Here is a 24,288-nt window from a genome sequence, read left to right as displayed (position 1 = left end):
CCCAGAATCGGGAGAAGCTTACCGGCCTTACCAAATCGGGTCATTCAGTTGCCATTGCCGCCGGTGGATTGTCATCAATCTCGAAGAATTGCGGGTATTCGGTGTGCCCGGCCAGGCGGAGGGTCCTGGCCAGCCAGCGCCGCTGGGCGGTGCGCGTCACCCCGACGGCGTTGTTGTAGAAGCGGCGGGAGTAGACGACCTTGGCCACGGCCGCCTCGAGCTCCTGCAGGAGTGCCTGGCCACCCGGTGACTCCGACAGCTTCTCCCCGAACCGCTCCTGGTCGACGACGGCGCGCAGGGTGCGGGACAGGTCGCTCTCGGCGTGCTCGCGTTCGTCGGGCCCGGCCATCCTGGCCTCGTGCGCCGCCGCCGCGAGCACCAGCGAGGTCGCCGGGTCGAGCAGCCGCGAGCCTGCCAGCTCCAGCGTCACGGCCCTGCGCCGCATGAGCGCGGCGGACAGCGACTCGCCGGCCAGTTCGAGCCGGATGTGCAGCCGGTCGAGACGACCCGCCCGCCAGGAGATGTAGACGGCCGTGAGCACCACCACGATGCCCACGATCAACACGATCATGGTCGATGTCACAGGTCTTCCTCCACCCGGCCCGCGCCGCCGGTGGTGACGGTCTCGTAGACCCTGACCACGTCGCGCGCCACCGTCGACCAGTCGTACTTGCGGACCGCCACCAGCGCCTCGGCCGCCAGCTTGGCCCGTCGTTCGGGTGCGTCGAGTAACGCCGCGGCCTCCCGGGCGAGTGAGGCCGGATCGCCGTTGGCGAACAGCGCGCCCGCCTGCCCCTCGCCCAGCACCTTGCGGAACGCCGGAATGTCGCTGGCCAGCACGGTCGCGCCGGAGGCCATGGCCTCGGCCAGCACGATGCCGAAGCTCTCGCCGCGGGTGTTGGGCGCGCAGAACACGTCGACCGAGTGGTAGGCGCGGATCTTGTCGGCCTCGCTCACCATGCCCAGCACGGTGACCCGGTCGTGGAACCCCCTGGGCACCCGGTCGTAGACGTCCTTGGCGTCGCCCGGCCCGGCGATCAGCAGCCTGAGCTCCGGCCGCTCGGGGGCCAGCAGGTTGAAGGCGTCGAGCAGGATCGGCAGGCCCTTGCGCTCTTCGTCCATCCGCCCGAGGAAGCCGATCGTCGCCCCGCCGGGCCCCCACCCGTCGAGCGGCTCGGCCTCGGTGTAGCGGGCCACGGTCACGCCGTTGGGGATCAGCACGGTGTCGCCGCCGAACTGCTCCACCAGGCTCTTGCGGGCGGCGTCGGAGACGGCGATGCGGCCGCTGAGCTTCTCCAGGGCGCTGCGCAGCAGCGGCTCGGCCACCGCGATCGCGCGCGAGCGCACCCACGAGGCGTGGAAGGTGGCCACGATCGGCCCCTTCGCCGCCCAGCAGGCCAGCACCCCCAGGCTCGGCACCAGCGGCTCGTGGATGTGCAGCACGTCGAAGCCGCCGTCACGCACCCAGCGACGCACCCGCGCCGCCGAGAGGAACCCGAACGACATCCTGGCCACCGACCCGTTGTAGGGGACGGGGATCGCCCGGCCGGCGCCGACCACGTAGGGCGGCAGGTCGTCGTCGTCGGCCGCGGGCGCGATCACCGAGACGTCGTGCCCCTGCGCGATCAAGGCCTGCGCCAGGTCGTCGATGTGCTGTTTGACCCCGCCGGGCATGTCCCAGGAGTAGGGGCAGACGATGCCGACCTTCATCGCCGCAGATCCTCCAGCCACAGGCGCTGCAGCATGTGCCAGTCTTCGGGATGCTCGGTGATGCCCTTCTCGAAGACGTGGCTCATCCGCTGCGCCACCGCCGCGACCTTCTCCTGCCGGGTGCCTTCCTCGGGCACCGGGATCTCCTCGTGGATGTCGATGCCCCAGTCGTCGCCCGCGAAGTAGACCGTCGCGGGCAGCAGCGCGGCGCCCGTCTGCACCGCCAGCAGCGGCGGGCCCGCGGGCACCTTGGTCGCCCGGCCGAAGAACTCGACCTCGACGCCGCTCTTGGTGAGGTCGCGCTCGGCGGGCAGGCAGACGACCCCGCCCTTGCGCACGCGCGACGCCAGGGCGGCGAAGTTGTGGCCGTCGCCGCCGGTGAGCGGCAGCACCTCCATGCCGAGCCCCTCGCGGAAGGCGACGTAGCGGCGGAACAGCGACTCGGGCCGCAGCCGCTCGGCCACCGTGGTGAACGGATGGCCGACGCCGACCAGCCAGGCGCCCGCCTGGTCCCAGTTGCCCATGTGCGGCAGCGCGAGCACGACGCCCCGCCCCGCGGCGACGTTGTCGTGGATGTGCTCGGCGCCGGTCACGTGGGTGCGCCGGACGACCTCGGCGCGGGGCATGGACGGCAGCCGGAAGATCTCCTCGAAGTAACGGAAGTAGGACCGCATGCCCGCCCTGCTGAGATCCCGCAGCTCGGCGCTGCCGGGGGCGAGCCCGGTCACCCTGGCCAGGTTGGACTCCAGGCGGCGCACCGACGTGCCCCGCCCGCGCCACAGCCGGTCGGCGGCGAACCGGAAGGCCCCGGCGGTGAGCCGCTTGGGCAGCAGCGGCACGATCGTCCAGCCCGCCGCGAACCCCGCGGCGACGACGCGATCGGTGACGGACGGCTTCTCGCTCATCGCTCCCTCGTCTGCCGGTGGACATGGACCACACGCTGCACCACCGTGACAGCGCTCGCGGCCGCGAGCAACCACATGCCCGCGGGCAACAGGTAGGGGACGCCGAGCCCGGCGAGGAACGTGGCCACCAGCGCCACCACCAGCCGCTCCGGCCGCTCGGCCAGGCCCACGTCACAGGTCAGCCCGAGCCCTTCGGCCCTGGCCTTGGCATAGGACACCATAGCCCCGGCCACCAGGCAGAACAGCGTGACGGCCACCATCAGGAGGTCGTCGCGGGAGACGAAGAAGAGGATCAGCCCGCAGAAGATCGCGGCGTCGGCCACCCGGTCGAGCGTGGAGTCGAGGAAGGCCCCCCAGGTGCTGCCCCCGCCCCCGCCGAGCCGGGCCACCACGCCGTCGAGCAGGTCGAACAGCACGAAGACGGTGATCACCAGGGCGCCCACACTGAGCTGCCCCGCGGGGAAGAAGATCAGGGCGGCGGCCACCGTGCCGAGGGTGCCGATCGCCGTCACGGCGTTGGGGCCGATCCCGCGGCGGACCAGGGCCCTGCCCAACGGGGTGAGTATCCGGGTCATGGCCGGGCGCAGGAGTTTGAGCATCGCGCTCCGATCGTAGGCCATCACAGGACCGGCGACTTTCTTTGCCTCACCCCCCTTGTGGTATCCGCCACACGGGTATTTGGTGAACACACCGCGTCCATGCGGTCCTGCCACCCCCCGCACGGGCGCGGCGTTGCGAACCTCAACCGAACGACACGGGAGAGGGAGCCGAGCCGGACACCTGGCATCGCGATGCCGGGCGCTCGAGGCGAGGCCGCCTCGTCCCACGAGACCGGAGGCGATGTGGCGGAGAAGAACCCCGGAGGGGCCTTGGGAGCCGCGGGCAGGGCACCAGCGGCCGACAGGGCGGACGCGATACGCAATGTCGTGCTGGTCGGCCACTCAGGAGCGGGCAAGACGACCCTCGTGGAGCAACTGCTGGCGACCACCGGCACGATCCAGCGGGCCGGCCGGGTCGAGGACGGCAACACGGTCAGCGACTTCGACGAGGTCGAGGTGCGCCAGCAACGGTCGGTCAACCTGTCGTCGGCGCCGCTGACGCACAACGGCATCAAGATCAACCTTCTCGACACCCCCGGTTACGCCGACTTCGTGGGCGACCTGCGGGCCGGTCTGCGGGCCGCCGACGCCGCCCTGTTCGTCGTGTCGGCGGCGGAGGGCATCGACGGGCTCACGCAGCTGCTGTGGGAGGAGTGCGCGCAGGTCGGGATGCCCAGGGCGGTGGTGATCACCAAGATCGACCACCAGCGGGCCGACTTCGACGAGGTGCTGACGAGCTGCCAGGAGATCTTCGGCGACGGCGTCGCCCCCCTCTACCTGCCGGTGATCACCAACGGGCACGTCAACGGCCTGATCGGGCTGCTGACACAGAAGTTCTACAACTACGCCACGACCGGCCGCACGGAGAAGGAGCCGGGCGCCGACTACCAGGCGCGGATCGAGGAGCACCGCGACACCCTGATCGAGGGCATCATCCAGGAGAGCGAAGACGAGTCGCTCATGGAGCGCTACCTCGAGGGCGACACGATCGACACCAAGGTGCTCATCGACGACCTGGAGAAGGCCGTGGCCCGCGGCAGCTTCTTCCCCGTGCTCTGCTCAGGGCTCGGGGTCGGCGCGACCGAGGTGCTGGAGCTGATCACGCAGGGCTTCCCCTCCCCGCTCGAACACCCCATGCCCGAGATCACCACCCTCGACGGCAAGCCGGTCAAGGACATCTCCTGCGACCCCGACGGGCCCCTGGTGGCCGAGGTCGTCAAGACCACCAGCGATCCGTACGTCGGCCGCATCAGCCTGGTCCGCGTCTTCTCCGGCACGCTGCGCCCCGACATGACCGTGCACGTCTCCGGGCACGGCCTGGCCGACCGCGGCCACGAGGACCACGACGTCGACGAGCGCATCGGCACCCTGACCAGCCCGCTCGGCAAGCAGCAGCGCGGCATCGCCAAGGGCATCGCCGGCGACATCGTGGCGGTGGCCAAACTGTCGCGGGCCGAGACCGGCGACACGCTGTCCGAGGTCGACAAGCCGCTGTTGATGACGGCGTGGCAGATGCCCGACCCGCTGCTCCCCGTGGCGATCCAGGCCAGGTCGAAGGCCGACGAGGACAAACTGTCGCAGGCGCTGGGCCGCCTGGTGGCCGAGGATCCCACGCTGCGGCTGGAGAACAACGCCGAGACCCGGCAACTGGTGCTGTGGTGCATGGGCGAGGCCCACACCGACGTGCTGCTCGACCGGCTGTCCAAGCGCCACGGCGTCGAGGTGGAGCGCATCGAGCTGCGGGTGCCGCTGCGCGAGACGTTCGGCGGCAAGTGCCAGGCGATGGGCCGCAACGTCAAGCAGACCGGCGGCCACGGCCAGTACGCCATCTGCCATCTCGAGATCGAGCCGCTGCCCTCCGGCGGCGGGTTCGAGTTCGTGGACAAGATCGTCGGCGGTGTGGTGCCCAGGCAGTTCATCCCGTCGGTGGAGAAGGGCGTGCGGGCCCAGATGGAGCGGGGCGTGGTCGCCGGCTACCCGATGGTGGACGTCCGGGTCACCCTCTACGACGGCAAGGCGCACTCCGTCGACTCCTCCGACATGGCCTTCCAGATCGCCGGGCAGCTCGCGCTGAAGGAGGCCGCGGCCAAGGTGCCGACGCTGTTGCTGGAGCCGGTGGACGAGCTGGCGGTGCTGGTGGCCGACGACTACGTGGGGTCGGTGATGTCCGACCTGTCGTCGCGGCGCGGGCGGGTGCTCGGCACCGAGCCGGTGGGCACCGGCCGCACGCTGGTGAAGGCCGAGGTGCCCGAGCTGGAGATCACCCGGTACGCGATCGACCTGCGGTCCATGTCGCACGGCACCGGGAGCTTCCACCGCACGTTCCTGCGCTACGAGCCGCTGCCGCCGCACCTGGCGGACAAGGTCGCGACGACCGGCTGAGACCGTTCAGGCCGGGAGGTGCCGGGAGGTGCCGGGAGGGACACTGTCCCTCCCGGCCCGGTTGTTTACCCTCGTCACAAATACATCACGGATTCATTTCTTTTCTTCGGGTCTAAGCATGTGAGCCCCGATGCCACACTGGGGCATTATGCGAATCGGACGACCTCTCGCCGCCGCCGCCGCCCTGGCCGTCGTCACCACCGGCGCCGCCTACCTCTTCGGCCCCGGGGCCGGCGAGAGCCCGGCGGCCGGTGCCGAGAAGAAGACGCCCAGCACGGCCGCGGCCGACTGCACACCCGACGCCCGCTACCCCAAGCGCCAGCTGCGCGGCGTCTGGATCGCCACGGTCCAGAACATCGACTGGCCCTCGCGCGCCGGCCTCGGGATCGACAAGCAGAAGGCCGAGTACGTCAGGCTCCTCGACGCCGCCGCCAAGCGCAACTTCAACGCCGTCTTCGTCCAGGTGCGCCCGGCCGCCGACGCGATCTACAAGTCGTCGATGGAGCCGTGGTCACGATTCCTGACCGGCACCGCGGGCAAGGACCCGGGCTGGGACCCGCTGCCGTTCCTGGTGGACGAGGCGCACAAGCGCGGCCTGGAGTTCCACGCCTGGTTCAACCCCTACCGCGCCTCCTACGACGCGAACGTCGCCAAGCTGCCGGCCTCCCACCCGGCGCGGCAGCACCCCGGCTGGACGGTCAAGTACGGCGACCGCGTCTACTTCAACCCCGGCCTGCCCCAGGTGCGCGACCACGTGACCAAGGTCGTCACCGACGTGGTGAAGCGCTACGACGTCGACGGGGTGCACTTCGACGACTACTTCTACCCCTACCCGAGCGGTAGCGCCACGTTCGACGACTCCGCCGCCTTTACAAAGTACGGCAAGGGCAAGCGGCTCGCCGACTGGCGGCGCGACAACGTCAACACCCTCGTCGCCCAGGTCGACCAGGCCGTCCACGAGACCAAGCCGTACGTCAAGTTCGGCATCAGCCCGTTCGGCATCTGGCGTAACAAGTCCAACGACCCCACCGGCTCCAACACGGCGGGCATGTCGGCCTACGACTCGATCTACGCCGACGCCCGGGCCTGGATCAAGTCGGGCACCGTCGACTACGTGATACCGCAGCTGTACTGGCCGCGCGGGTTCAAGGCCGCCGACTACAACACCCTGGTGCCGTGGTGGGCGGGCGAGGTCAAGGGCACCGGCGTCGACCTCTACATCGGCCAGGCCCTCTACCGGGTCGGCGCGACCGACGACAAGGCGTGGACCAGGCCGGGCGAGCTGTCCGCGCACCTCACCCTCAACCGCAAGTACAAGCAGGTCGAGGGCGACGTCTACTTCAGCGGCAAGCAGCTGCTGACCAACCCGCTCGGCGCCCTCGACCGCGTCGCCAAGGAGCACTACAGCCGCCCGGCCCTGCTGCCCCTGATCAAGGGGCTCGATGGCGAGGCCCCGGCCATGCCCGCCGGCGCCGGCGCCGAGGGCACGGCGCTGACGTGGGAGCCGTCGCCGGGCGCCCGCTCCTACGCCGTCTACCGGCTGCCGAAGTCGGGCGAGGACTGCCACACGACCGACGCCCGCGACCTGGTCGCCGTGGTCGAACGGCCGGAGTTCGCCGCCCCCTCCGCCGGCACCTACCTGGTGACGGCGCTGGACCGGCTGAACCACGAGAGCAAGCCCGCCACGGTCGAGGTGCGCACGAACTAGCCGCCGATCCCCTGGGCGGTGATCTCGTGACCTGCGCCACCGGCGGCGAGCGGCGCCCGTGACCCGGCCGCGCCGGCCGGCGCGGCCGGGTCAGGACCAGACGTCGGCGAGCGCCTGGCGGGTGTCTCGCAGGAGCTGCGGCAGCACCTTGGTCCGCGCGACCACCGGCATGAAGTTGGTGTCGCCGCCCCATCTCGGCACCACGTGCTGGTGCAGATGGGCGGCGATGCCCGCGCCCGCCACGTGGCCGAGGTTCATGCCGACGTTGAATCCCTGCGCGCCGCCGGCCTTGCGCAACGCCCGCAGCGCCCGCTGGGTGAACTCGCTCAGCTCCAGGAGCTCCGCCGGGTCGAGCTCGTCGTAGTCGGACACATGGCGGTAGGGCACGACCATCAGGTGACCGGAGTTGTAGGGGTAGAGGTTCAGCACCGCGTACACGACCTCGCCCCTGGCGACGATCAGTCCCTCCTCGTCGCTCATCTTGGGGATGGCGTCGAACGGGCAGCCGTCATCGGGGCCCGACCCGGTCGGTTTGTTCTCGCCCTTGATGTAGGCCATACGATGCGGGGTCCACAGCCGCTCGAAGTTGTCGGGCTCCCCCGCTCCTGCCTGATCGTGCATATCTAGCAGCATAGGGCCCCGGCTTAACGGACAAACGGGGTGCCCGTCCGGCACAATTCTCGGCATCGCCACGAGGAGGCAGCGATGACCGACACCGTAGCCGAGCATTCCGCCCCAGCCGACGTGAACGACCCCGACGCGGCCGACGGTGACGGCGTGACGACCGGCTCCTACGACCAGCCCGCCCCGCCCCCCTTCCCGCTCTCCGCAGACCCGCTCTCCGCAGACCCGCTCTCCGCCGAGCACGCCGCGACCGGCGCCCCGGTCGTGAAGGGGCGGATCAAGGTCGCCGACGAGGTGGTGGAGAAGGTGGCCGCGCTGGCCGCGCTGGAGGTGGCCGGGGTCGCGGACATGGGCGGCGACCTCGCCCGCGCCTTCGAGGCCGTACGCGACCGCATCGGCGTCGGCTCCCGGCGCGGCACCCAGGGCGTGAGCGCCGACATCCAGGACCGGCAGGTGGCCGTGGACCTCACCATCGTGGTCGAGTACGGCCACGTGGTGATGGAGGTGGCCTCCGAGGTCAAGAGCAACGTGGCCAGGAGCGTCACCCGCATGCTGGGCATGCGGGTCACCGAGGTCAACGTCACGGTCGACGACGTCCGCCTGCCCGGCGAGGCCCGGCCCGTCCAGGACCCGGCCGAGGAGAACCCCTTCTAGGGAGGGGTCCTGCCGGAAAGTCAGACCTGCGTGCGGTGCTCGACCGCGTCGACGATCTCGGAGATCGCCTGGTCGACCGGCACGCCGTTCTTCTGCTCGCCGTCGCGGTAGCGGAACGACACCGCGCCGTTGGCGATGTCGTCGTCGCCGGCCAGCAGCATGAAGGGGACCTTGGCCTTCTGCGCGTTGCGGATCTTCTTCTGCATGCGGTCGTCGGCCGTGTCGACCTCGACCCTGATGCCCCGCTCGCGCAGCCGCTTGGCCACGTCCTGCAGGTAGGGGGCGTGGGCGTCGGCGATCGGGATGCCGACGACCTGCACCGGGGCCAGCCACGGAGGGAAGGCGCCCGCGTAGTGCTCGGTGAGCACGCCGAGGAAGCGCTCGATCGAGCCGAACAGCGCCCGGTGGATCATGACCGGGGTCTGGCGGCTGCCGTCGGCCGCCTGGTATTCGAGCTCGAACCGCTTGGGCTGGTTGAGGTCGAGCTGGATGGTGGACAGCTGCCAGGTGCGGCCGATCGCGTCCTTGGCCTGCACCGAGATCTTGGGACCGTAGAAGGCCGCGCCGCCCGGGTCGTCGACCAGCTCCAGCCCCGACTCCAGGGCCGTCTGGCGCAGCGCCTCAGTGGCCTCGTCCCAGTCGGCCGGGTCGCCGATGAACTTGTCGGACTCGTCGCGGGTGGACAGCTCCAGGTAGAACTCCGACAGGCCGAAGTCGCGCAGCACGCTCAGCACGAAGGTGAGCAGGCTCTTGATCTCGCCGCCCATCTGCTCCCTGGTGCAGTAGATGTGCGAGTCGTCCTGCGTCATGCCGCGCACCCGGGTCAGGCCGTGGACGACGCCCGACTTCTCGTAGCGGTAGACCGAGCCGAACTCGCACAGCCGCAGCGGCAGCTCACGGTAGGAGCGCCCGCGCGCCCGGAAGATCAGGTTGTGCATCGGGCAGTTCATCGGCTTGACGCGGTATTCGACGCCCTCCAGCTCGAAGGGCGGGAACATGTCCTCGGCGTACCACGGCAGGTGCCCGGAGGTCTCGAACAGCTGCGACTTGGTGATGTGCGGGGTGTTGACGAACTCGTAGCCCGCCTCGCCCTGCCGCCGGCGCATGTAGTCTTCCATCTCCTTGCGGATGATCCCGCCCTTGGGATGGAAGACGGGCAGGCCGCTGCCCAGCTCGGCCGGGAAGCTGAACAGGTCGAGCTCCGCGCCGAGCTTGCGGTGGTCGCGCTTCTCGGCCTCCTCCAGCAGCTTGAGGTATTCGTCCTGCTTGTCGCGTGACTCCCAGGCAGTGCCGTAGATGCGCTGCAACTGGGGGTTCTTCTCGCTGCCGCGCCAGTAGGCGCCGCCGGTGCGCATCAGCTTGAACGCCGGGATGGACCGGGTGGACGGCACGTGCGGGCCGCGGCACAGGTCCTTCCAGCACAGCTCGCCGGTCTTGGGGTCGAGGTTGTCGTAGATGGTCAGCTGGCCCGCGCCGACCTCCACGCTCTCCTCGGCGTCGACCCCGCCGCCCTTGAGCCCGATCAGCTCCAGTTTGTACGGCTCGCCGGCCAGCTCCTCGCGGGCCTCGTCGTCGCCGACGGCCCGGCGGGCGAACAGCTGCCCCTGCTTGACGATCTCGCGCATGCGCTTCTCGACGCGCTTGAGGTCGTCGGGGTGGAACGGCTGCGCCACGTCGAAGTCGTAGTAGAAGCCGTTGTCGACCGGCGGGCCGATGCCCAGCTTGGCCTCGGGGAACAGCTCCTGCACCGCCTGCGCCATGACGTGGGCGGTGGAGTGGCGGACGATCGCCCTGCCGTCCTCGCTGGAGACCTCGATCGGCTCCACCACGTCGCCGGCGGCGAGCGGGGTGGCCAGGTCGCGCGGCTCGCCGTTGACCCGGGCCGCGATCACGGCGCGGCCGTCGGCCTCGAGCGCGTCACCGGCCGTCGTGCCGGCCGCGACCACACGCTCGGCTCCGGCGAGGGTGATGCGTAGCTCGGCTGACACGGTGACTCCCTGGGGTCGGATTCGTCGATGGTGGTAATCGATGCTATCGCCTGTGAAACCCCAACCTGGTCAGTGCTTGACGGGTGCCGTCGAAGACGTTGCGGTCGACCGGGCTGTTGGAATGCTGGTGGATCGTCCACTCGCTCCAGGGCCCCGGCACCAGGGGTTCGCCGCGCGGCTGGTCGGGGCTCGCGATCCACAGGGGATAGTCGCCGAGCCCGGCGCAGGCGCCCGAGTGGGCGAAGGACTGGTAGGTGTAGACGAACGGCCGCAGCCCGCCGTGCCGTTCGACGTAGCCGCACCATCGGCGGGCGTGCCGGGCGACCTGCTCGGGCCGCAGCCCGTCGTTCGTCTCCAGGTCGATCGCGACGAGGTCGCCGCGGCGCAGCCCGCCGGCCGTGCTGATCGTGCGCAGGAAGTTGCGCGCGCCCTCGATCGGGTCTCCCTTGGGGCGGGCGAAGTGGTAGGCGCCGCAGACGATCCAGTTCTCCCGCATGCCCTCCCAGTTGCGGGCGAAGAAGCGGTCGACGTAGTCGACGCCCTCGGTGGCCTTGGCGAAGGCGAAGGCCACCCCTGCCCGGGCGTGCCCGGACCAGTCAACGGAGCCCTGCCAGTTGGACACGTCGATGCCATGCAGCAAGCGCTTCACCTTGCGGGAGTTTATTCGGATGCCTCCCGATCAGGCCCCCGACGCGCCGGTCAGAGCAGTTGCTTCAGCAACTCCCGCGTGCGCTCCCGCTTGGAGTAGCACGCGGCCACGAAGTCGGTGACTCCGGCCTGGGCCAGCGCGTCGATCTGGGCGCGCACGCTGTCCTCGTCGCCGACGAGGGCCACGTCGCCGGGGCCCGCCGCGCCCTCCCTGTCGAGCATGGCCCGGTAGGAGGGCAGCTGCCCGTACATGGCGAAGATCTCCCCGGCGCGCGCCCTGGCGGCGGCCGGGTCGTCGGTGACGCAGATCGGCAGCGTGCAGACGATGCGCGGCCGGCCGCGCCCGGCCTCCTCGGCGGCGGCGGTGACGGCGGGCGCGATGTGCTCGGCGACGGTCTTCGGGCCGGTCATCCAGAGGATGGTGCCGTCGGCCCTGCCGCCCGCCAGCTTGAGCATGCGCGGGGCCATGGCGGCGATCAGCACCTGGGGGCCGGCGCCGGGCGTGGTGAGCCGGATGTCGGCCTTGAGGGTCTCGCCCTGGCATCGGACGTGCTCGCCGCGGATCGCGGGCAGCAGGATGTCCAGGTACTCCTTCATGTGCCTGGCGGGCCGGTCGAAGCTGTAGCCGAACATGTTCTCGATCACGATCTGGTGGGACAGGCCGATGCCGAGCGTGAGCCGCCCGCCGAGCGCCGCGTTGACCGTCATCGCCTGCTGGGCGAGCGCGGCCGGGTGGCGCGGGTAGGTCGGCACGACGCCGGTGCCGAGCTCGATCCCGGGCACCTGGCTGCCGGCGACGGCCAGCGCGGTGAGCGCGTCGAGGCCGAAGATGTGCGACATCCAGCCGGACGCGAAGCCGTCGGCGTGCGCGGCGGCGATGGCGTCGCGCAGTTCGCCGAACGGATCGGAACCCGTGGGCTCGTTGAGCAGCAGTCCGATTCGCATGGCCACCGAACTCCATTCTAGTTTTGGGGTCACGGTGAGTCTAACCACGGCCCGGCCGGGACCCCGGCGCGACACGGCGCTCTCCCGCGGCCGGGCGAGGCGGGGTTTGTAAGGTGGGACCCATGAGCCACGAGCGCGCCGGACAGCCGGCCCAGCCAGCCGACCTGGTCGACGTGCCCAAGCTGGTCGCGGCCTACTACGCGCTCCATCCGGATCCGGGCGAGGTGGCCCAGCGGGTGGCGTTCGGCACCTCAGGCCACCGCGGCTCGTCGCTCGACGTCGCGTTCAACGAGGACCACATCCTGGCCACGAGCCAGGCGATCTGCGAATACCGCGCGGCGCAGGGCACCGACGGTCCGCTGTTCCTCGGCGTCGACACGCACGCGCTGTCCGAGCCCGCCCGGGTGTCGGCGCTGGAGGTGTTCGCGGCCAACGAGGTGGACGTGCTCGTCGACGCGCGCGACGGCTACACGCCGACGCCGGCCGTCTCCCTCGCCGTCCTCACCCACAACCGGGGCCGCGAGTCCGGCCTGGCCGACGGGGTGGTGGTCACGCCCTCGCACAACCCGCCGCGTGACGGGGGCTTCAAGTACAACCCGCCGCACGGCGGGCCGGCCGGCACCGAGGCCACGACGTGGATCCAGGACCGCGCCAACGAGTTGCTGGCGGCGGGCCTCGCGGGCGTGCGCCGGATCCCCTACGCCAGGGCCCTGGGGGCCGCGGGCCGCTACGACTTCCTCGGCCGCTACGTCGACGACCTGCCCTCGGTGGTGGACCTCGACGCGATCCGGTCGGCCGGGGTGCGCGTCGGGGCCGACCCGCTGGGCGGGGCCGCCGTGGCCTACTGGGGGGAGATCGCCGAGCGGCACGGGCTCGACCTGACCGTGGTCAACCCGCTGGTGGACCCGACGTGGCGGTTCATGACGCTCGACTGGGACGGCAGGATCCGGATGGACTGCTCGTCGCCGTACGCGATGGCCTCCCTGATCACCGAGCGCGACACCTACGACGTCGCCACCGGCAACGACGCCGACGCCGACCGGCACGGCATCGTGACGCCCGACGGGCTGATGAACCCCAACCACTACCTGGCCGTGGCGATCTCCTACCTCTACACGCACCGTGACGGCTGGCCCGCCGGCGCGGGGGTGGGCAAGACGATGGTCAGCAGCCGGATCATCGACCTGGTGGCCGAGTCGCTGGGCCGGCGACTGCACGAGGTGCCGGTGGGGTTCAAGTGGTTCGTCCCCGGCCTGCTCGACGGCTCGCTGGGCTTCGGCGGCGAGGAGAGCGCCGGGGCGTCGTTCCTGCGCCGCGACGGCTCGGTGTGGACGACCGACAAGGACGGCATCATCATGGCGCTGCTGGCGTCGGAGATCCTGGCCGTCACGGGTGAGTCGCCGAGCGCGCGCTACCGCGACCTCACCGACCGCTTCGGCGACCCCGCCTACGCCCGGGTGGACGCGCCGGCCACCCGCGAGGAGAAGGCGGTGCTCGCCCGGCTGTCGGCCGAGCAGGTGACCGCGACCAGCCTGGCCGGTGAGCCGATCACCTCGGTGCTCACCTCCGCGCCCGGCAACGGGGCCGCGCTGGGCGGGGTCAGGGTGTCCACGCGCAGCGCCTGGTTCGCGGCCCGGCCGTCCGGGACCGAGGACGTGTACAAGATCTACGCCGAGTCGTTCCGGGGTCCCGACCATCTGGCCAAGGTGCAGGAGGAGGCCCGCTCACTCGTTTCCGCCGCCTTGGGATGAAATCGAGTGCGATAAACCTGGGCAAAGTGGGGCTGTAGCGGCTGTTTGGCGTACAAGATGCCAACATTCTGCAATGATCTCGTCGTTATACAGCCGGAGTTCGATCCTCACGGATAGTGACTGATGCCCACATTCGACGAAATAGCCGCCTTCGTCACCGAGAAGCCGTTCGCCACCGCTGTCATCGCCCTGCTGGGCCTGGCCTCGCTCGTGCTCGCGTTCCTGGTGCTCAGGATCACCTGGCGGGCCGGAGCCTTCCTGTTCGCTCGCTACGTCGCCCTCCGTCCCATCGAGGACGTGCTGACCATCGTGGCCGCGTCCATCGCGACCGGTGTGTCCGCCCAGGGCATGTGGCGCTTCTCCGGTGACGTGCTCGGGCTCGACGGCCCGCTGCGGCTGCTGCTGTTCGCGTTCATAGAGGTCGCGATCATCACCTCGGCCGTACGGGCCCGCCGCAACATGCGGGAGAACTTCTCCGCCGGCATCGACGGCATCGCCGTGTGGGCGCTGACCTGCCTGACCGCGGTGCTGTCCAGCATGGACGCGCGCAGCCTGCCCGAGGCGCTGTTCCGGCTCGCCGCGCCGCTCGTGGCCGCCTGGCTGTGGGAACGCGGCATGGCCATCGAGCGCCACCGCATCAGGGGCACCGGCCGCATCAACTGGCGGCTCACCCCCGAACGGCTGATGGTCCGGATGGGCCTGGCCGAGGTGAGCGACCGCACCGCGAGCGAGGTCGACGCGCACCGCCGGCTCACCCGCGTCGCGCTGGCCGCCAAGAAGGCCAAGGCGCTGCGCGAGGGCGGCGCCCCCGAGCGCAAGATGCGCGCCGCGCTGGCCCGGCTGGACAAGGCCATGGACCAGGCCGTCGAGCACACCGGCCTGGCCGTCGACCCCGGCCGGCAGGAGGCGCTGCTGGCCCAGATCGCCGCCCTCTACAACACCTCCGCGCTCATCGACGCCGACCCGCGGGTGCCCTGGGAGCCCACCGCCGACCACCACCCCGTTCCGGCCCGCCCGGCGCTGCCCCCGGCCCTCGCCGAGCTCGTGAACGACGAGGACGAGGACATCGAGGTGCTCGACACGACCCCGCAGGTCGTCGACACCGCCCAGCGGGCGGCGCTGATGCGGGCCGCGCGCGACTACTGGGACCGGCAGATCGCCAAGGGCATCGTGCCGCGCACGGTCGACATCGCCCAGGAGATCGGGCTCTCGCTGTCGACGGCCCGCGAGTACCGCGCCCTGTGGAAGCTGGAGCCCGCGGCCCACGCCCTCATCGAGGCCCTGTACCAGCAGCACGGCATCGTCGACACCGGCGCCTTCCCGGTCATCGCCGACGACGGGCGGGTGCTGACCAAGTCCCGATGAGGGAGCGCACGCTCGAACGGGTCAGGAAACTCCTGGCCAAGGCCGAGCGCACCGACAACGAGCATGAGCGGGCCACGTTCATGGCGGCGGCGTCCGCCCTGATGGCCAAGCACGGCATCGACTCCCTCGACCCCGGCCCCGGCCGTCAGGTGCCCGGTGACCGGATCGTGACGCTGAGCGCCCCCTGGGCCAGGGAGAAGGCCCGGCTGGTCAGCCTGGTGGCGCAGGCGGTGCGCTGCCGCCCGCTGCTCATCGGCGGGCTCCCCGGGGACGGCGGCGGGCAGCGGGTGCACGTCTTCGGGTTCGCCGCCGACCTGGAACGGGCCGACGTCCTCGCGACGTCGCTGCTGCTGCAGATGGCCTCGGGGCTGGCCGGGGTACGGCCGCCGGAGCCGGTGTCCTCGGCCAGGGCCTACCGCCGGTCCTGGCTGCTGGGCTTCGCCGACGAGGTCCACCGGCTGCTGCGCGAGGCCGAGGACCAGGCCGAGGAGCGGGCGCCCGCGGCGGGCACCGCGCTGGTCCTGGCGGACCGGCGGGCGGAGGTGGAACGGGCGGTGGCGGCCCGCTACCCGAGGATCCGGACGAGCGTCCCGCGCACCAGCGGCACCGGCTACCGCGACGGGGTGGCCGCGGGGGGCCGGGCCGATCTCGGGCGCACCCGGATGGGCGCGGCGCGCGACGCTCCCGAGGCGCTGGTCGGCAGTTCTTGAGGCGCTGCCGGACGAGCCGTACGACCAGGAGTCGACCAGCAGGCGGCCCCGACTCAGGCGGGACCTGAACACAGGCAGGACCCGACGCAGGCGAGTCTCGACTCAGGCGGGACCTAACCCAGGCGGGCCCGGCAGGCGGACCCTAGCGCAGGCGGACGAGGTCGGAGTCGAGGGCGGCGACGCCGCCCGCGCCCAGCAGCCGCAGCGTGCGGACGAGTTCGGCGCGCAGCAGCCGCAGCACCCGGTCGACGCCCGCCTCGCCGCCGGCCATCAGGCCGTACAGGTAGGCCCTGCCGACGAAGCAGGCCCGCGCGCCGAGCGCGACTGCGGCCGCCACGTCGGCGCCGCTGCGCACGCCGCCGTCGAGGAACACCTCGGTGCGGTCGCCGACGGCCGCCACGATGCCGGGCAGCAGCTCCAGCGGGGTGGCGGCGCGGTCGAGCTGGCGCCCACCGTGGTTGGAGACGACCAGGCCGTCGACGCCGGCGGCGGCCAGGTCCTTGGCGTCGTCGACCCGCTGCACGCCCTTGACCAGCAGCGACCCCGGCCACGCGGAGCGGATCCACTCGAGGTCACGCAGCGTCACCGTGGGGTCGAACATCAGGTCGGTGATGCCGGCCAGGTCGTCGGGGGCGCCCTCGACGGTGGCGAAGGTGAGCGGCTCGCTGGTGAGGAAGTCGAACCACCAGGCCGGCCGGAGGGCCGCCTGCAGGACGCCGCGCCAGTGCAGCGAGGGCGGCATCGTCATGCCGTGGCGCACGTCGCGCAGCCGCGCCCCGGCGACCGGCACGTCGACGGTGACGACGAGCACGTCCATCCCGGCGTCGCGGGCCTGGTCGAGCGTCTCGCGGCTGCGCCCCCGGTCGCGGACCACGTACAGCTGGAACCAGTTCCAGCCGCCGGGGGCCGCCGCGGCCACGTCGCGGGCGGTCGTGGTGCCCATCGTCGACAGGGTGTAGGGCACGCCCGCGCGGGCCGCGGCCCGCGCGACGGCGCGCTCCCCCTCGCGGTGCATCATCCTGGTGAACCCGGTCGGCGCGAGGACGACCGGCATCGCGACGCGCCTGCCCAGGATCTCGGTCTCGGTGGGGGCCTCGGCGACGTCGCGCAGGACGCGAGGCCGGAACTCCACCCTCGCGAACGCCTCGACGGACCTGGCCAGCGACAGCTCCGACTCGGCCGCGCCGTCCACGTAGTCGAAGACCACGCGCGGGGCCCGCCGCCGGGCCAGCCGCCGGATGTCGGCCAGGTCGGCCGCCGCCGCCAGCCGCCGCTCGCGCGACGGGACCAGCCGCGGGCGGGCGGGCAACACGGCCCGCAGCTCCCGCCAGCGAGGCAGGCGCCGAGGGTCGTCCGATGTCGGCTCGATGACCTTCACGCTAGCAACCCGGGGCCAGCGCGTCCCGTCCCGGGCGGCCGCACGTTCCGGGAGCGGACACGCCTCCGGACGCCGCGCCGGCACGGCGGGCGCGGGGAGGATTCCCGGCGCGACGGCCCGCGGGCGGCGGCTCTATCGTGGGAGCCATGCTGACGAGCTGGCGCGCGGTGGCGGGGCGGTCGCGGGCGGCCGAGGCGGTCGGGGCCGAGCTGGTCGCCCGGTGGTCGGAGCCGCATCGGCGCTATCACACGCTGGAGCACCTGGCCGCCGTGCTCGCCGCGATCGACCGGCTGGCCGGCGCCGCGGACGACCCGGTGGCGGTGCGGCTGGCCGCGTGGTTCCACGACGCCGTCTACGACGGCCGGCCCGGCCGGGACGAGGAGCGGAGCGCCCAGCTGGCCGAGTCGAGGCTGCCCCGCTGCGGCCTGCCGCCCGGCCGGGTCGCCGAGGTGGCCAGGCTGGTGCGGCTGACGGCCGCGCACGACCGGCTGGTCCCGGGCGACCGCGACGGCGAGGTCCTGTGTGACGCCGACCTGGCGGTGCTGGCCGGCCCCGGCTACGACGACTACGCGGCCAGGATCCGGCAGGAATACGCGCACGTGCCCGCCGGCCTGTTCGCGACGGGCCGGGCCGAGGTGCTGCGCAGGCTGCTGGCCACGCCGCGGCTCTACCGCACCCCCGAGGCGTACGAGCTGTGGGAGGCGGCGGCGCGGGCCAACCTCGGCGGCGAGCTAGCGGCGCTTGCGGCGGCGCAGCCCGGCGGCGATGAGACGGTGCAGTAGCTCGCGCGAGCTGACCGCCTGCGCGCCCAGGTCCACCGCCATCCGGTGGACGGTCTCGGGCACGTCGTAGTGGTCGCGGTCGAAGGCCCGCCCCGGCATGCCCAGCCGCCCGGCGAAGGCGTGCAGCTCGTCCAGGGAGTGGTCGCTGACCAGATGCGACCACATGAGCCCGCGCGGTCCCGGCCAGTGCGGAGGGTCGATGAGCACCGTCACAAGGTCAAGGGTAGGACCCTGCCGCGCACGGCCAGCTCGCCGAGGTCGGCCACCACCACGTCGGCGCCGTGTTCGCGCAGCTCGGCGGCGGCGCCGTCCTTGTCGATGGCGATCACCAGGCCGAAGCCGCCCTTCCGGCCGGCCTCGATGCCCGGCAGCGCCGCCTCCACCACGGCCGCCCTGCTCGCGGGCAGGCCCAGGCGGCGGACGGCCTCCAGGAACAACGCCGGATCGGGTTTGCCGGGCAGGTGCATCAGGGCCGCGTCGTTGCCGTCGACCAGCAGGTCGAACAGGTGGGCCACGCCCGCCGAGGTGACGAGCCTGCGGGCGTGCAGGCTGGCCGAGACGCCCGCGGTGCGCGCTCCCCGGCGACGTAGCTCGTAGAGGAGCGCCACGGTGGACGGGAAGGCCGCCACGCCGTACTTGTCCACCTGGGACATGAAGATCCGGTCCTTGGCCAGGCCGAGCCCGTGCACGGTGGGCGCGCCGGGCTCGTCGTCGGGGCTTCCCTCCGGCAGGTCGATGCCGCGTGAGGCGAGGAAGGTGCGGACGCCGTCGAGGCGTGGCCGTCCGTCGACGTGACGCAGGTAGTCGGCCCTGATGTCGAAGGGGGCCGAGCGGCCGCGCAGGAAGGCGTCGAACACGTGTTTCCAGGCGGCCGCGTGCCCTCGGGCGGTGTCGGTCACCACGCCGTCGGTGTCGAACACGACGGCGCTGATCGCGGTCAGGTCGATGGCGGGCTCGTTCACACTTGTGAACGTAGCCGGATTACCACGCGACGGGTAGTTTCTCGACCCCGTGGACGATGGCGAGCGGCCTGAACGGCACCTCGCCCGCGACGTGGAGGCCGGGGAAACGGCGCAGCAGCGCGGGGAAGGCGATGCGCATCTCCATCTGGGCCAGCGGCGCGCCGACACACCGGTGGATGCCGTGGCCGAACGACAGGTGGGAGCGCGCGGTGTCGCGATGGGGCCTGACCTCGTCCATGTCGTCGCCCAGGTTGGGGTCGCGGTTGGCGGCGGCCAGCGAGCAGAGCACCAGCTCGCCCTTCTTGATGAGCTGCCCCTCCAGCTCCAGGTCCTCGCGGGCGAAGCGCGGGAACGCCACCTGCACGACCGTCATGTAGCGCAGCAGCTCCTCGATCAGCTCGACGACGTAGCCGTCGACCTCGCGCACCTTGGCCGCCTGCTCGGGGTTCTCCATCAGCCAGAGGGTGCCGAGGGCGAGCATGCTGGTGCTGGTGTCGTGGCCGCCGGTCAGGATGCCGTCGGCCATGCTGGCCAGGGTCCTGTCGTCGAGCTCGTCGCCGTGGTCGCGCAGCAGCTGGCCGAGCAGCCCGTCGCCGGGGTTTCGCCGCTCGCGGGCGACGAGGTCGATGAGGTAGGTCATCGCGTCGTTGACCGCCTGGAGTGACGCCTCGGGCCCGGCCGTGAAGTCGAAGCGGTTGGTGCTGAGCTTCAGGAAGTCGGCCCGTTCCTCGTACGGCACGCCGAGCAGCTCGCAGACCACGAGCGACGGGATGGGCAGGGCGAACGACTCCACCAGGTCGGCCGGGGAGCCCTTGGCCTCCATCTTGTCGAGGTACTCCTCGACCATGGCCTCGATGCGCGGCTCCAGCCTGCGCAGGCGGCGCATGGTGAACTCGGGCGTCAGGAACCTGCGCAGCCTGGTGTGCTCGGGCGGGTCGCGGAAGCCGAGGCCGCCCGGATCCTCCTGGGTGGAGCCCAGGCCGATCACGTTGCCGAAGTCGTTGCTGAAGCGCTCGTGGTCGCCGAGCACGGCACGCACGTCGTGGTAGCGGGTGACCAGATAGACCGTCTGGCCTCCCGGGATCGGCATCGGGTAGACCGGCTGCTCGGTGCGGATGCGAGCGAGCTCCGCCACCGGATCGAAGCCTTCTCGCATGAACTGGACGAGAGGGAACTCTGAATCTGACATCGCAATCCGTCCTGCTGGGATACAGCACACCTTCTGGGATAAATCCCTACAGAGATGGTCCCATCTGGACGGACGAGCTCTGGCCAGTATCAGCCGAGCACCGGCGTCCTGGTCACCTCGCCGGGCGGCGGGACCGTCCGATCGTGCGCGTGAATCAGGGGTGGGGGCATCGGCGCCTCCATCAGGAGCGACGGTGGCGCGGGTTTCGGCCGCCGGGGCTCGCGGACTCCGCCCTCCCTTCCGCCGCCCTCCTCGCCGAAGGGGAATCCCTCGTCATCGGGACCGTGCGGCTCCCCCGGGCCGAAGCCGGGGAGCCGGAAGGGCCCTCCGGTGGTGAGAGCGCGGCGCCTGCGCGATCGCTTGCTCACAGAGCCTCCTAGGCCGACCGGCTCCATTGTGCGCCACCGCGCCGCCCAATGCGACGCCTCACGGGCACGCAATCCCCGGAGCCCGGCGCGAGGCCGGTCCCGGCGGCACACGCTCCCGGCGGCGCCGTCACAGCGCGGCGTCGCCGCCCAGGTAGACGGCCACCACGCGCGGGTCCCGGGCCAGCTCCCGGGCGGGGCCCTCCAGGTGCACGGTGCCGATCTCCAGCAGGTAGGCCCGGTCCGCCAGCCGCAGCGCGGCCTTGGCGTTCTGCTCGACGAGCACGACGGTCCGCCCGTTCTCCCGCAGCCGCCTGATCGTGCGCATGATCAGGTCGACGAACTGCGGGGCCAGGCCGAGGCTCGGCTCGTCCAGCAGCAGGACCGACGGGTCGGACATCAACGCCCGGCCGATGGCGACCATCTGCTGCTCGCCGCCGGACAGGGTCCCGGCGAGCTGGTCGCGGCGTTCCCTGAGCCGGGGGAACAGCTCGAAGACCATCTCGCGCTGGCCGTCGAGGTCGATCTCCCGGCGCCGGGCGTACGTGCCGAGCAGCAGGTTGTCGTCGACCGTCATGCTGGAGAACATCTGCCGGCCCTCGGGCACCAGCGACAGGCCGCGGCGTACGAGCGAGTCCTGAGAGGCGCGGGTGACGTCGTCGCCGCGCAGGGTGATGCTCCCCGACCTGGGGCGGTAGGCGCCGCCGAGGAGGTTCAGCAGCGTGGTCTTGCCCGCGCCGTTGGGGCCGATGACGGCGATGATCTCACCCTCGTCGACCTTCAGGTCGATGCCGTGCAGGACCTCGACCGGCCCGTAGGAGAAGCGGAGTCCGCTGACCTCAATGATCGACACGGATGGCTCCCTCGTCGTCCTCGTCCTCGTCGACGCCCAGATAGGCCCGGATGACCTCGGGGTCGGCGCGCACCTCGGCCGGTGTGCCGATCCGCAGGGTGCGGCCGAACTCCAGGACATGGACCCGGTCCACCAGCTCCATCACCATCTCCATGTCGTGCTCGACCAGCAGCAGCGCGATGCCCTCGCCGCGCAGGTCCCGTAGCAGGGCGGTCATCTGCTGTTTCTCCGCCCGGTTGAGGCCGGCCGCCGGCTCGTCCAGCAGCAGGACGGACGGCTTGCCCGCGAGCCCGCGGGCGATCTCCAGCACCTTCTGGTGGCCGAGCGACAGCTTGTCGGCCTCCATGTCCGCCAGGTGGGCGAGCCCGCAGCGGGCCAGCGCCCGCTCGGCCTCCGCACGCAGCGCCCGCTCCTCGCGCAGCACGCCCGGCGTCGGCACCACCGACCGGACGATGCCCGTGCGGCCGGCCGTATAGGTGCCGACCAGTACGGTCTCCAGCACGCTCATGCCGCCGAACATGACGGGCGTCTGGAAGGTGCGGGCGAGTCCCAGCCCCGCCACCTGGTGGGCGGGGGCCCGGGTGACGTCCTCGCCGTCGATCAGGACGCGTCCCTCGGTGGGCGTCAGCACGCCGGAGAGCAGGTTGATCAGGGTGCTCTTGCCCGCGCCGTTCGGGCCGATGACGCCGAGGATCTCCGCGTCGTGCAGCACCAGGTCGACGTCGCCGACCGCGGTGACACCGCCGAACCTCTTGGTCAGGCCACTGACTTCGAGCCGCACCCGCCGCGATGGGGGACCGGCCGGGGGCGCCGCCACCGCGACGGGCTCCGGCGGGGCCGGGGCGGGCTCCGCCGGAGTGGCCGGACGCCGCGGGAGGAATGTGGCGCGCAGCCGGCCGATGGCGCCGACGACGCCGTCGGGCATGAGCACCAGCACCAGGATGAGGAGCAGGCCGACGGTGAACTCCTCGCCCGCCCCCACCGCGCCCTCGCCGAGCACGCTGGGGATGACGCTGGTGCTGGTCTCACGGATCAGGGTCAGCGCGGCGGCGCCCACCAGCGGGCCCCACGGGGAGAGGACGCCGCCGATGACCGCCACCACGAGGATCTCGACGGAGTGCATCACGCCGAACGGCGCCGGGTTCACGTACATCATGGTGTGCGCGTAGAGGCTGCCCGCGACGCTGCCGAAGACGGCGCTCAGCACGAAGGCCTTGGTCTTGGCCCGGGCGGCGTTGACGCCGTGCGCCGAGGCCACGGTCTCGTTGACGCGCAGGGCCCGCAGTGCGCGGCCCTCGCGGCTGGACTTCATCCGCAGCGCGAACCACAGCCCGATGGCCAGCACGGCCAGCACCAGGTAGACCTGCGAGCGCTGGTCCTCGAAGGAGAGCCCGAACAACGAGAACGGCGGGATGCCGCCGAAGCCGGACGAGCCGCCCAGCCACTCGGAGTTGGTCAGCAGCAGGTAGAGGATCTCGCCGAGAGCCAGCGTGGCCATCGCCAGGAAGTGCCCGCGCAGCCGCAGGATCGGCCGGCCGATGGCGTACACGATCAGGGCCGCGACCAGGGCCGCCGCCACCATCGACAGGAGCGGCGGCCAGCCGAACCGGACGGTGCCGATCGCGGAGCCGTACGCGCCGATGGCCGCGAAGCCGGCCTGGGCCAGGGAGAACTGGCCCGCGTAGCCGACCAGCAGGACCAGGCCGAGCGCGAGCAGCGCGTCGATGCCGAAGTTGACGACCAGACCCTGGGTGTAGGAGTCGGTGATGACCAGCGGTGCCAGCCCGATGACGAGGATCACCGCGGCGACGGGGACGACCTTGACGATCATCGGCGACGGCCGGCGTCTTGTGGTACGAGGTGAGTTCACGGCATTTTCCTTGTGGTCGCTAGACCCGCGTCGACACCCGGAGCCGGGTCAGCCCCGCCGGCCGGAAGATCAGCAATGCGAGGAGCAGGGTCAGCCCGGCGAGCGTGGTGTAGAGCGAGCCGGCGAAGATGGTCGTCGCGGCCTCGATCAGGCCGAGGACGACGCCGCCGACGACGGTCAGCCCGATGCGGTCGAGCCCGCCGAGGATCGCCGCGACGAACCCCTTCAGGCTGAGGGTGAGGCCGCCGAGCACGGTGATGACGGACAGCGGCGTCTGCGCGATCGCGACGGTCCCCGCCGCCGCTCCGGCCAGCCCGAACGACAGCGCGGCCATGAGGGCCACGTTGATGCCGACCACTCCGGCGGCGAACGGGTTGACCGCGCAGGCGGTCACGGCCCGGCCGAGCATCGTCCGGTCGAAGAACGCCGTCAGCAGGACCACGATGACCACGGTCAGCGCGACCACCCAGAGGGCCTGGCGGGCGATCGTCGCGCCGCCGAGGTTGATCGCCGGGCCCGCGGTGAAGGCTTCCAGCTGGTACGCGCCGCTGCCGAAGACGATCTGCAGCAGGGACCGTACCGCGATGGCCACGCCGAGGGTCGCGATCACCTGCACCAGCAGCTGCTGGCGGCGGAGCGGCCGGATGGCCAGCGCGTAGACGAGCGTCGACGACGCGGCCGCCACGACGATCCCGAGAGGCACGGCCAGCCACAGCGGCAGCATCTTCGACAGCACCACCGCGGCGAAGGCCCCGATGAGCGCCAGGTCGCCCATGGCGAAGTTGATCACGCCGGTGATCCGGTGGATCACCACGAAGCCGATCCCGATCGCGCCATAGATCGACCCGTTGGTGACACCCGTGAGTATCACCTGGAGGATGTCCTGCGATGTCATATTCC

23 protein-coding genes are annotated in these 24,288 nt (G+C 71.8%); 7 read left to right on the top strand and 16 right to left on the bottom strand.

The window, feature by feature from the left end; all coding sequences use genetic code 11:
• Window positions 1–40 precede the first annotated feature (40 nt).
• Genes AB0C16_RS33855 through pgsA form a run of 4 tightly spaced genes read right to left on the bottom strand, consistent with a single transcriptional unit; the run spans window position 41 to window position 3,214 of the window.
• Window positions 41–583: a hypothetical protein gene (locus AB0C16_RS33855; RefSeq protein WP_357689080.1), complete on the bottom strand. Its 543-nt coding sequence runs from the start codon at window positions 581–583 to the stop codon at window positions 41–43.
• Entirely contained in the window at window positions 580–1,710 is a 1,131-nt protein-coding gene (locus AB0C16_RS33850; RefSeq protein WP_357689078.1) for a glycosyltransferase family 4 protein, read from the bottom strand. Before AB0C16_RS33850 ends, AB0C16_RS33855 begins: the two co-directional genes overlap by 4 nt.
• Window positions 1,707–2,615 (bottom strand): phosphatidylinositol mannoside acyltransferase, encoded by a 909-nt coding sequence (locus tag AB0C16_RS33845; RefSeq protein WP_357689076.1) that lies wholly within the window; start codon window positions 2,613–2,615, stop codon window positions 1,707–1,709. Before AB0C16_RS33845 ends, AB0C16_RS33850 begins: the two co-directional genes overlap by 4 nt.
• The gene (gene pgsA, locus AB0C16_RS33840) at window positions 2,612–3,214 is read right to left on the bottom strand and encodes a phosphatidylinositol phosphate synthase (RefSeq protein WP_357689074.1); all 603 of its coding nucleotides are present in this window, start codon (window positions 3,212–3,214) and stop codon (window positions 2,612–2,614) included. The genes AB0C16_RS33845 and pgsA overlap by 4 nt, the downstream gene beginning before the upstream one ends.
• A 243-nt stretch (window positions 3,215–3,457) precedes the next feature.
• Here pgsA and AB0C16_RS33835 point away from each other — a divergent pair, with 243 nt between their 5' ends.
• Both AB0C16_RS33835 and AB0C16_RS33830 read left to right on the top strand, forming a co-directional pair.
• On the top strand, window positions 3,458–5,596 hold the full coding sequence (locus AB0C16_RS33835; protein ID WP_357689115.1) for an elongation factor G-like protein EF-G2: 2,139 nt from the start codon (window positions 3,458–3,460) through the stop codon (window positions 5,594–5,596).
• Window positions 5,597–5,744: 148 nt separating this feature from the next.
• The gene (locus AB0C16_RS33830) at window positions 5,745–7,304 is read left to right on the top strand and encodes a family 10 glycosylhydrolase (RefSeq protein WP_357689072.1); all 1,560 of its coding nucleotides are present in this window, start codon (window positions 5,745–5,747) and stop codon (window positions 7,302–7,304) included.
• 90 nt (window positions 7,305–7,394) lie between these two features.
• Here the strand turns inward: AB0C16_RS33830 and AB0C16_RS33825 are convergent, their stop codons facing one another.
• Window positions 7,395–7,925 carry an HIT domain-containing protein gene (locus AB0C16_RS33825; RefSeq protein ID WP_357689070.1) on the bottom strand — a complete coding sequence of 177 codons (531 nt, stop codon included), beginning with the start codon at window positions 7,923–7,925 and terminating at the stop codon, window positions 7,395–7,397.
• An 84-nt stretch (window positions 7,926–8,009) separates the two neighbouring features.
• Here AB0C16_RS33825 and AB0C16_RS33820 point away from each other — a divergent pair, with 84 nt between their 5' ends.
• Window positions 8,010–8,582: an Asp23/Gls24 family envelope stress response protein gene (locus tag AB0C16_RS33820; protein WP_357689068.1), complete on the top strand. Its 573-nt coding sequence runs from the start codon at window positions 8,010–8,012 to the stop codon at window positions 8,580–8,582.
• Between the two features lie 20 nt (window positions 8,583–8,602).
• On the opposite strand, the gene thrS is transcribed toward AB0C16_RS33820, so the two are convergent.
• The 3 genes from thrS to AB0C16_RS33805 are packed head-to-tail and all read right to left on the bottom strand — an operon-like array spanning window position 8,603 to window position 12,163.
• On the bottom strand, window positions 8,603–10,591 hold the full coding sequence (thrS, locus tag AB0C16_RS33815; RefSeq protein WP_357689113.1) for a threonine--tRNA ligase: 1,989 nt from the start codon (window positions 10,589–10,591) through the stop codon (window positions 8,603–8,605).
• Between the two features lie 22 nt (window positions 10,592–10,613).
• Window positions 10,614–11,219 carry a GH25 family lysozyme gene (locus tag AB0C16_RS33810; RefSeq protein WP_357689066.1) on the bottom strand — a complete coding sequence of 202 codons (606 nt, stop codon included), beginning with the start codon at window positions 11,217–11,219 and terminating at the stop codon, window positions 10,614–10,616.
• 50 nt (window positions 11,220–11,269) lie between these two features.
• A complete protein-coding gene (locus AB0C16_RS33805) occupies window positions 11,270–12,163 on the bottom strand; it encodes an LLM class F420-dependent oxidoreductase (protein WP_357689064.1) in 894 nt (297 codons plus the stop codon).
• 122 nt (window positions 12,164–12,285) lie between these two features.
• Between AB0C16_RS33805 and pgm the strand changes: the two genes are divergently transcribed.
• From pgm to AB0C16_RS33790, 3 genes are all read left to right on the top strand, one after another.
• Window positions 12,286–13,914 (top strand): phosphoglucomutase (alpha-D-glucose-1,6-bisphosphate-dependent), encoded by a 1,629-nt coding sequence (gene pgm, locus AB0C16_RS33800; protein WP_357689062.1) that lies wholly within the window; start codon window positions 12,286–12,288, stop codon window positions 13,912–13,914.
• Window positions 13,915–14,037: 123 nt separating this feature from the next.
• Entirely contained in the window at window positions 14,038–15,279 is a 1,242-nt protein-coding gene (locus AB0C16_RS33795; RefSeq protein ID WP_357689060.1) for a hypothetical protein, read from the top strand.
• Window positions 15,276–15,989 (top strand): DUF2786 domain-containing protein, encoded by a 714-nt coding sequence (locus AB0C16_RS33790; protein WP_357689058.1) that lies wholly within the window; start codon window positions 15,276–15,278, stop codon window positions 15,987–15,989. Before AB0C16_RS33795 ends, AB0C16_RS33790 begins: the two co-directional genes overlap by 4 nt.
• A 142-nt stretch (window positions 15,990–16,131) precedes the next feature.
• Here the strand turns inward: AB0C16_RS33790 and AB0C16_RS33785 are convergent, their stop codons facing one another.
• Window positions 16,132–17,367, bottom strand: coding sequence for an alpha-hydroxy acid oxidase (locus tag AB0C16_RS33785; protein ID WP_357689056.1), 1,236 nt, complete (start codon window positions 17,365–17,367; stop codon window positions 16,132–16,134).
• Window positions 17,368–17,513: 146 nt separating this feature from the next.
• Here AB0C16_RS33785 and AB0C16_RS33780 point away from each other — a divergent pair, with 146 nt between their 5' ends.
• Entirely contained in the window at window positions 17,514–18,149 is a 636-nt protein-coding gene (locus AB0C16_RS33780; protein WP_357689054.1) for a metal-dependent phosphohydrolase, read from the top strand.
• Here AB0C16_RS33780 and AB0C16_RS33775 read toward each other — a convergent pair.
• From AB0C16_RS33775 to AB0C16_RS33745, 7 genes are all read right to left on the bottom strand, one after another.
• Window positions 18,099–18,362, bottom strand: a complete 264-nt coding sequence (locus tag AB0C16_RS33775; protein ID WP_357689052.1) for a DUF4031 domain-containing protein — start codon at window positions 18,360–18,362, stop codon at window positions 18,099–18,101. The two genes, AB0C16_RS33780 and AB0C16_RS33775, sit on opposite strands and share 51 nt — an antisense overlap.
• Entirely contained in the window at window positions 18,359–19,111 is a 753-nt protein-coding gene (locus AB0C16_RS33770; protein WP_357689051.1) for an HAD-IA family hydrolase, read from the bottom strand. Before AB0C16_RS33770 ends, AB0C16_RS33775 begins: the two co-directional genes overlap by 4 nt.
• A gap of 19 nt (window positions 19,112–19,130) precedes the next feature.
• Window positions 19,131–20,267 carry a cytochrome P450 gene (locus AB0C16_RS33765; protein WP_357689049.1) on the bottom strand — a complete coding sequence of 379 codons (1,137 nt, stop codon included), beginning with the start codon at window positions 20,265–20,267 and terminating at the stop codon, window positions 19,131–19,133.
• 122 nt (window positions 20,268–20,389) lie between these two features.
• Complete coding sequence (locus AB0C16_RS33760; protein ID WP_357689047.1) at window positions 20,390–20,668, bottom strand: hypothetical protein; 279 nt, start codon at window positions 20,666–20,668, stop codon at window positions 20,390–20,392.
• Window positions 20,669–20,795: 127 nt separating this feature from the next.
• Window positions 20,796–21,518: an ABC transporter ATP-binding protein gene (locus AB0C16_RS33755; RefSeq protein WP_357689045.1), complete on the bottom strand. Its 723-nt coding sequence runs from the start codon at window positions 21,516–21,518 to the stop codon at window positions 20,796–20,798.
• Complete coding sequence (locus AB0C16_RS33750; RefSeq protein ID WP_357689043.1) at window positions 21,505–23,388, bottom strand: branched-chain amino acid ABC transporter ATP-binding protein/permease; 1,884 nt, start codon at window positions 23,386–23,388, stop codon at window positions 21,505–21,507. The genes AB0C16_RS33755 and AB0C16_RS33750 overlap by 14 nt, the downstream gene beginning before the upstream one ends.
• A 19-nt stretch (window positions 23,389–23,407) precedes the next feature.
• On the bottom strand, window positions 23,408–24,283 hold the full coding sequence (locus AB0C16_RS33745) for a branched-chain amino acid ABC transporter permease (RefSeq protein ID WP_357689041.1): 876 nt from the start codon (window positions 24,281–24,283) through the stop codon (window positions 23,408–23,410).
• Window positions 24,284–24,288 lie beyond the last annotated feature (5 nt).

Source organism: Nonomuraea sp. NPDC048916 (assembly GCF_040649575.1).
Taxonomy (GTDB): domain Bacteria; phylum Actinomycetota; class Actinomycetes; order Streptosporangiales; family Streptosporangiaceae; genus Nonomuraea.
The sequence above is the reverse complement of the archived record's forward strand: the minus strand, read 5'-3'. Positions and strand labels throughout refer to the sequence as shown.

Coding starts and splice junctions, on each gene's coding strand:
- AB0C16_RS33850 (WP_357689078.1), bottom strand. CDS start 1,710: ATGAAGGTCGGCATCGTCTGCCCCTACTCCTGGGACATGCCCGGCGGG.
- AB0C16_RS33845 (WP_357689076.1), bottom strand. CDS start 2,615: ATGAGCGAGAAGCCGTCCGTCACCGATCGCGTCGTCGCCGCGGGGTTC.
- pgsA (WP_357689074.1), bottom strand. CDS start 3,214: ATGCTCAAACTCCTGCGCCCGGCCATGACCCGGATACTCACCCCGTTG.
- AB0C16_RS33830 (WP_357689072.1), top strand. CDS start 5,745: ATGCGAATCGGACGACCTCTCGCCGCCGCCGCCGCCCTGGCCGTCGTC.
- AB0C16_RS33825 (WP_357689070.1), bottom strand. CDS start 7,925: ATGCACGATCAGGCAGGAGCGGGGGAGCCCGACAACTTCGAGCGGCTG.
- AB0C16_RS33820 (WP_357689068.1), top strand. CDS start 8,010: ATGACCGACACCGTAGCCGAGCATTCCGCCCCAGCCGACGTGAACGAC.
- AB0C16_RS33805 (WP_357689064.1), bottom strand. CDS start 12,163: ATGCGAATCGGACTGCTGCTCAACGAGCCCACGGGTTCCGATCCGTTC.
- pgm (WP_357689062.1), top strand. CDS start 12,286: ATGAGCCACGAGCGCGCCGGACAGCCGGCCCAGCCAGCCGACCTGGTC.
- AB0C16_RS33795 (WP_357689060.1), top strand. CDS start 14,038: ATGCCCACATTCGACGAAATAGCCGCCTTCGTCACCGAGAAGCCGTTC.
- AB0C16_RS33790 (WP_357689058.1), top strand. CDS start 15,276: ATGAGGGAGCGCACGCTCGAACGGGTCAGGAAACTCCTGGCCAAGGCC.
- AB0C16_RS33780 (WP_357689054.1), top strand. CDS start 17,514: ATGCTGACGAGCTGGCGCGCGGTGGCGGGGCGGTCGCGGGCGGCCGAG.
- AB0C16_RS33765 (WP_357689049.1), bottom strand. CDS start 20,267: ATGCGAGAAGGCTTCGATCCGGTGGCGGAGCTCGCTCGCATCCGCACC.
- AB0C16_RS33745 (WP_357689041.1), bottom strand. CDS start 24,283: ATGACATCGCAGGACATCCTCCAGGTGATACTCACGGGTGTCACCAAC.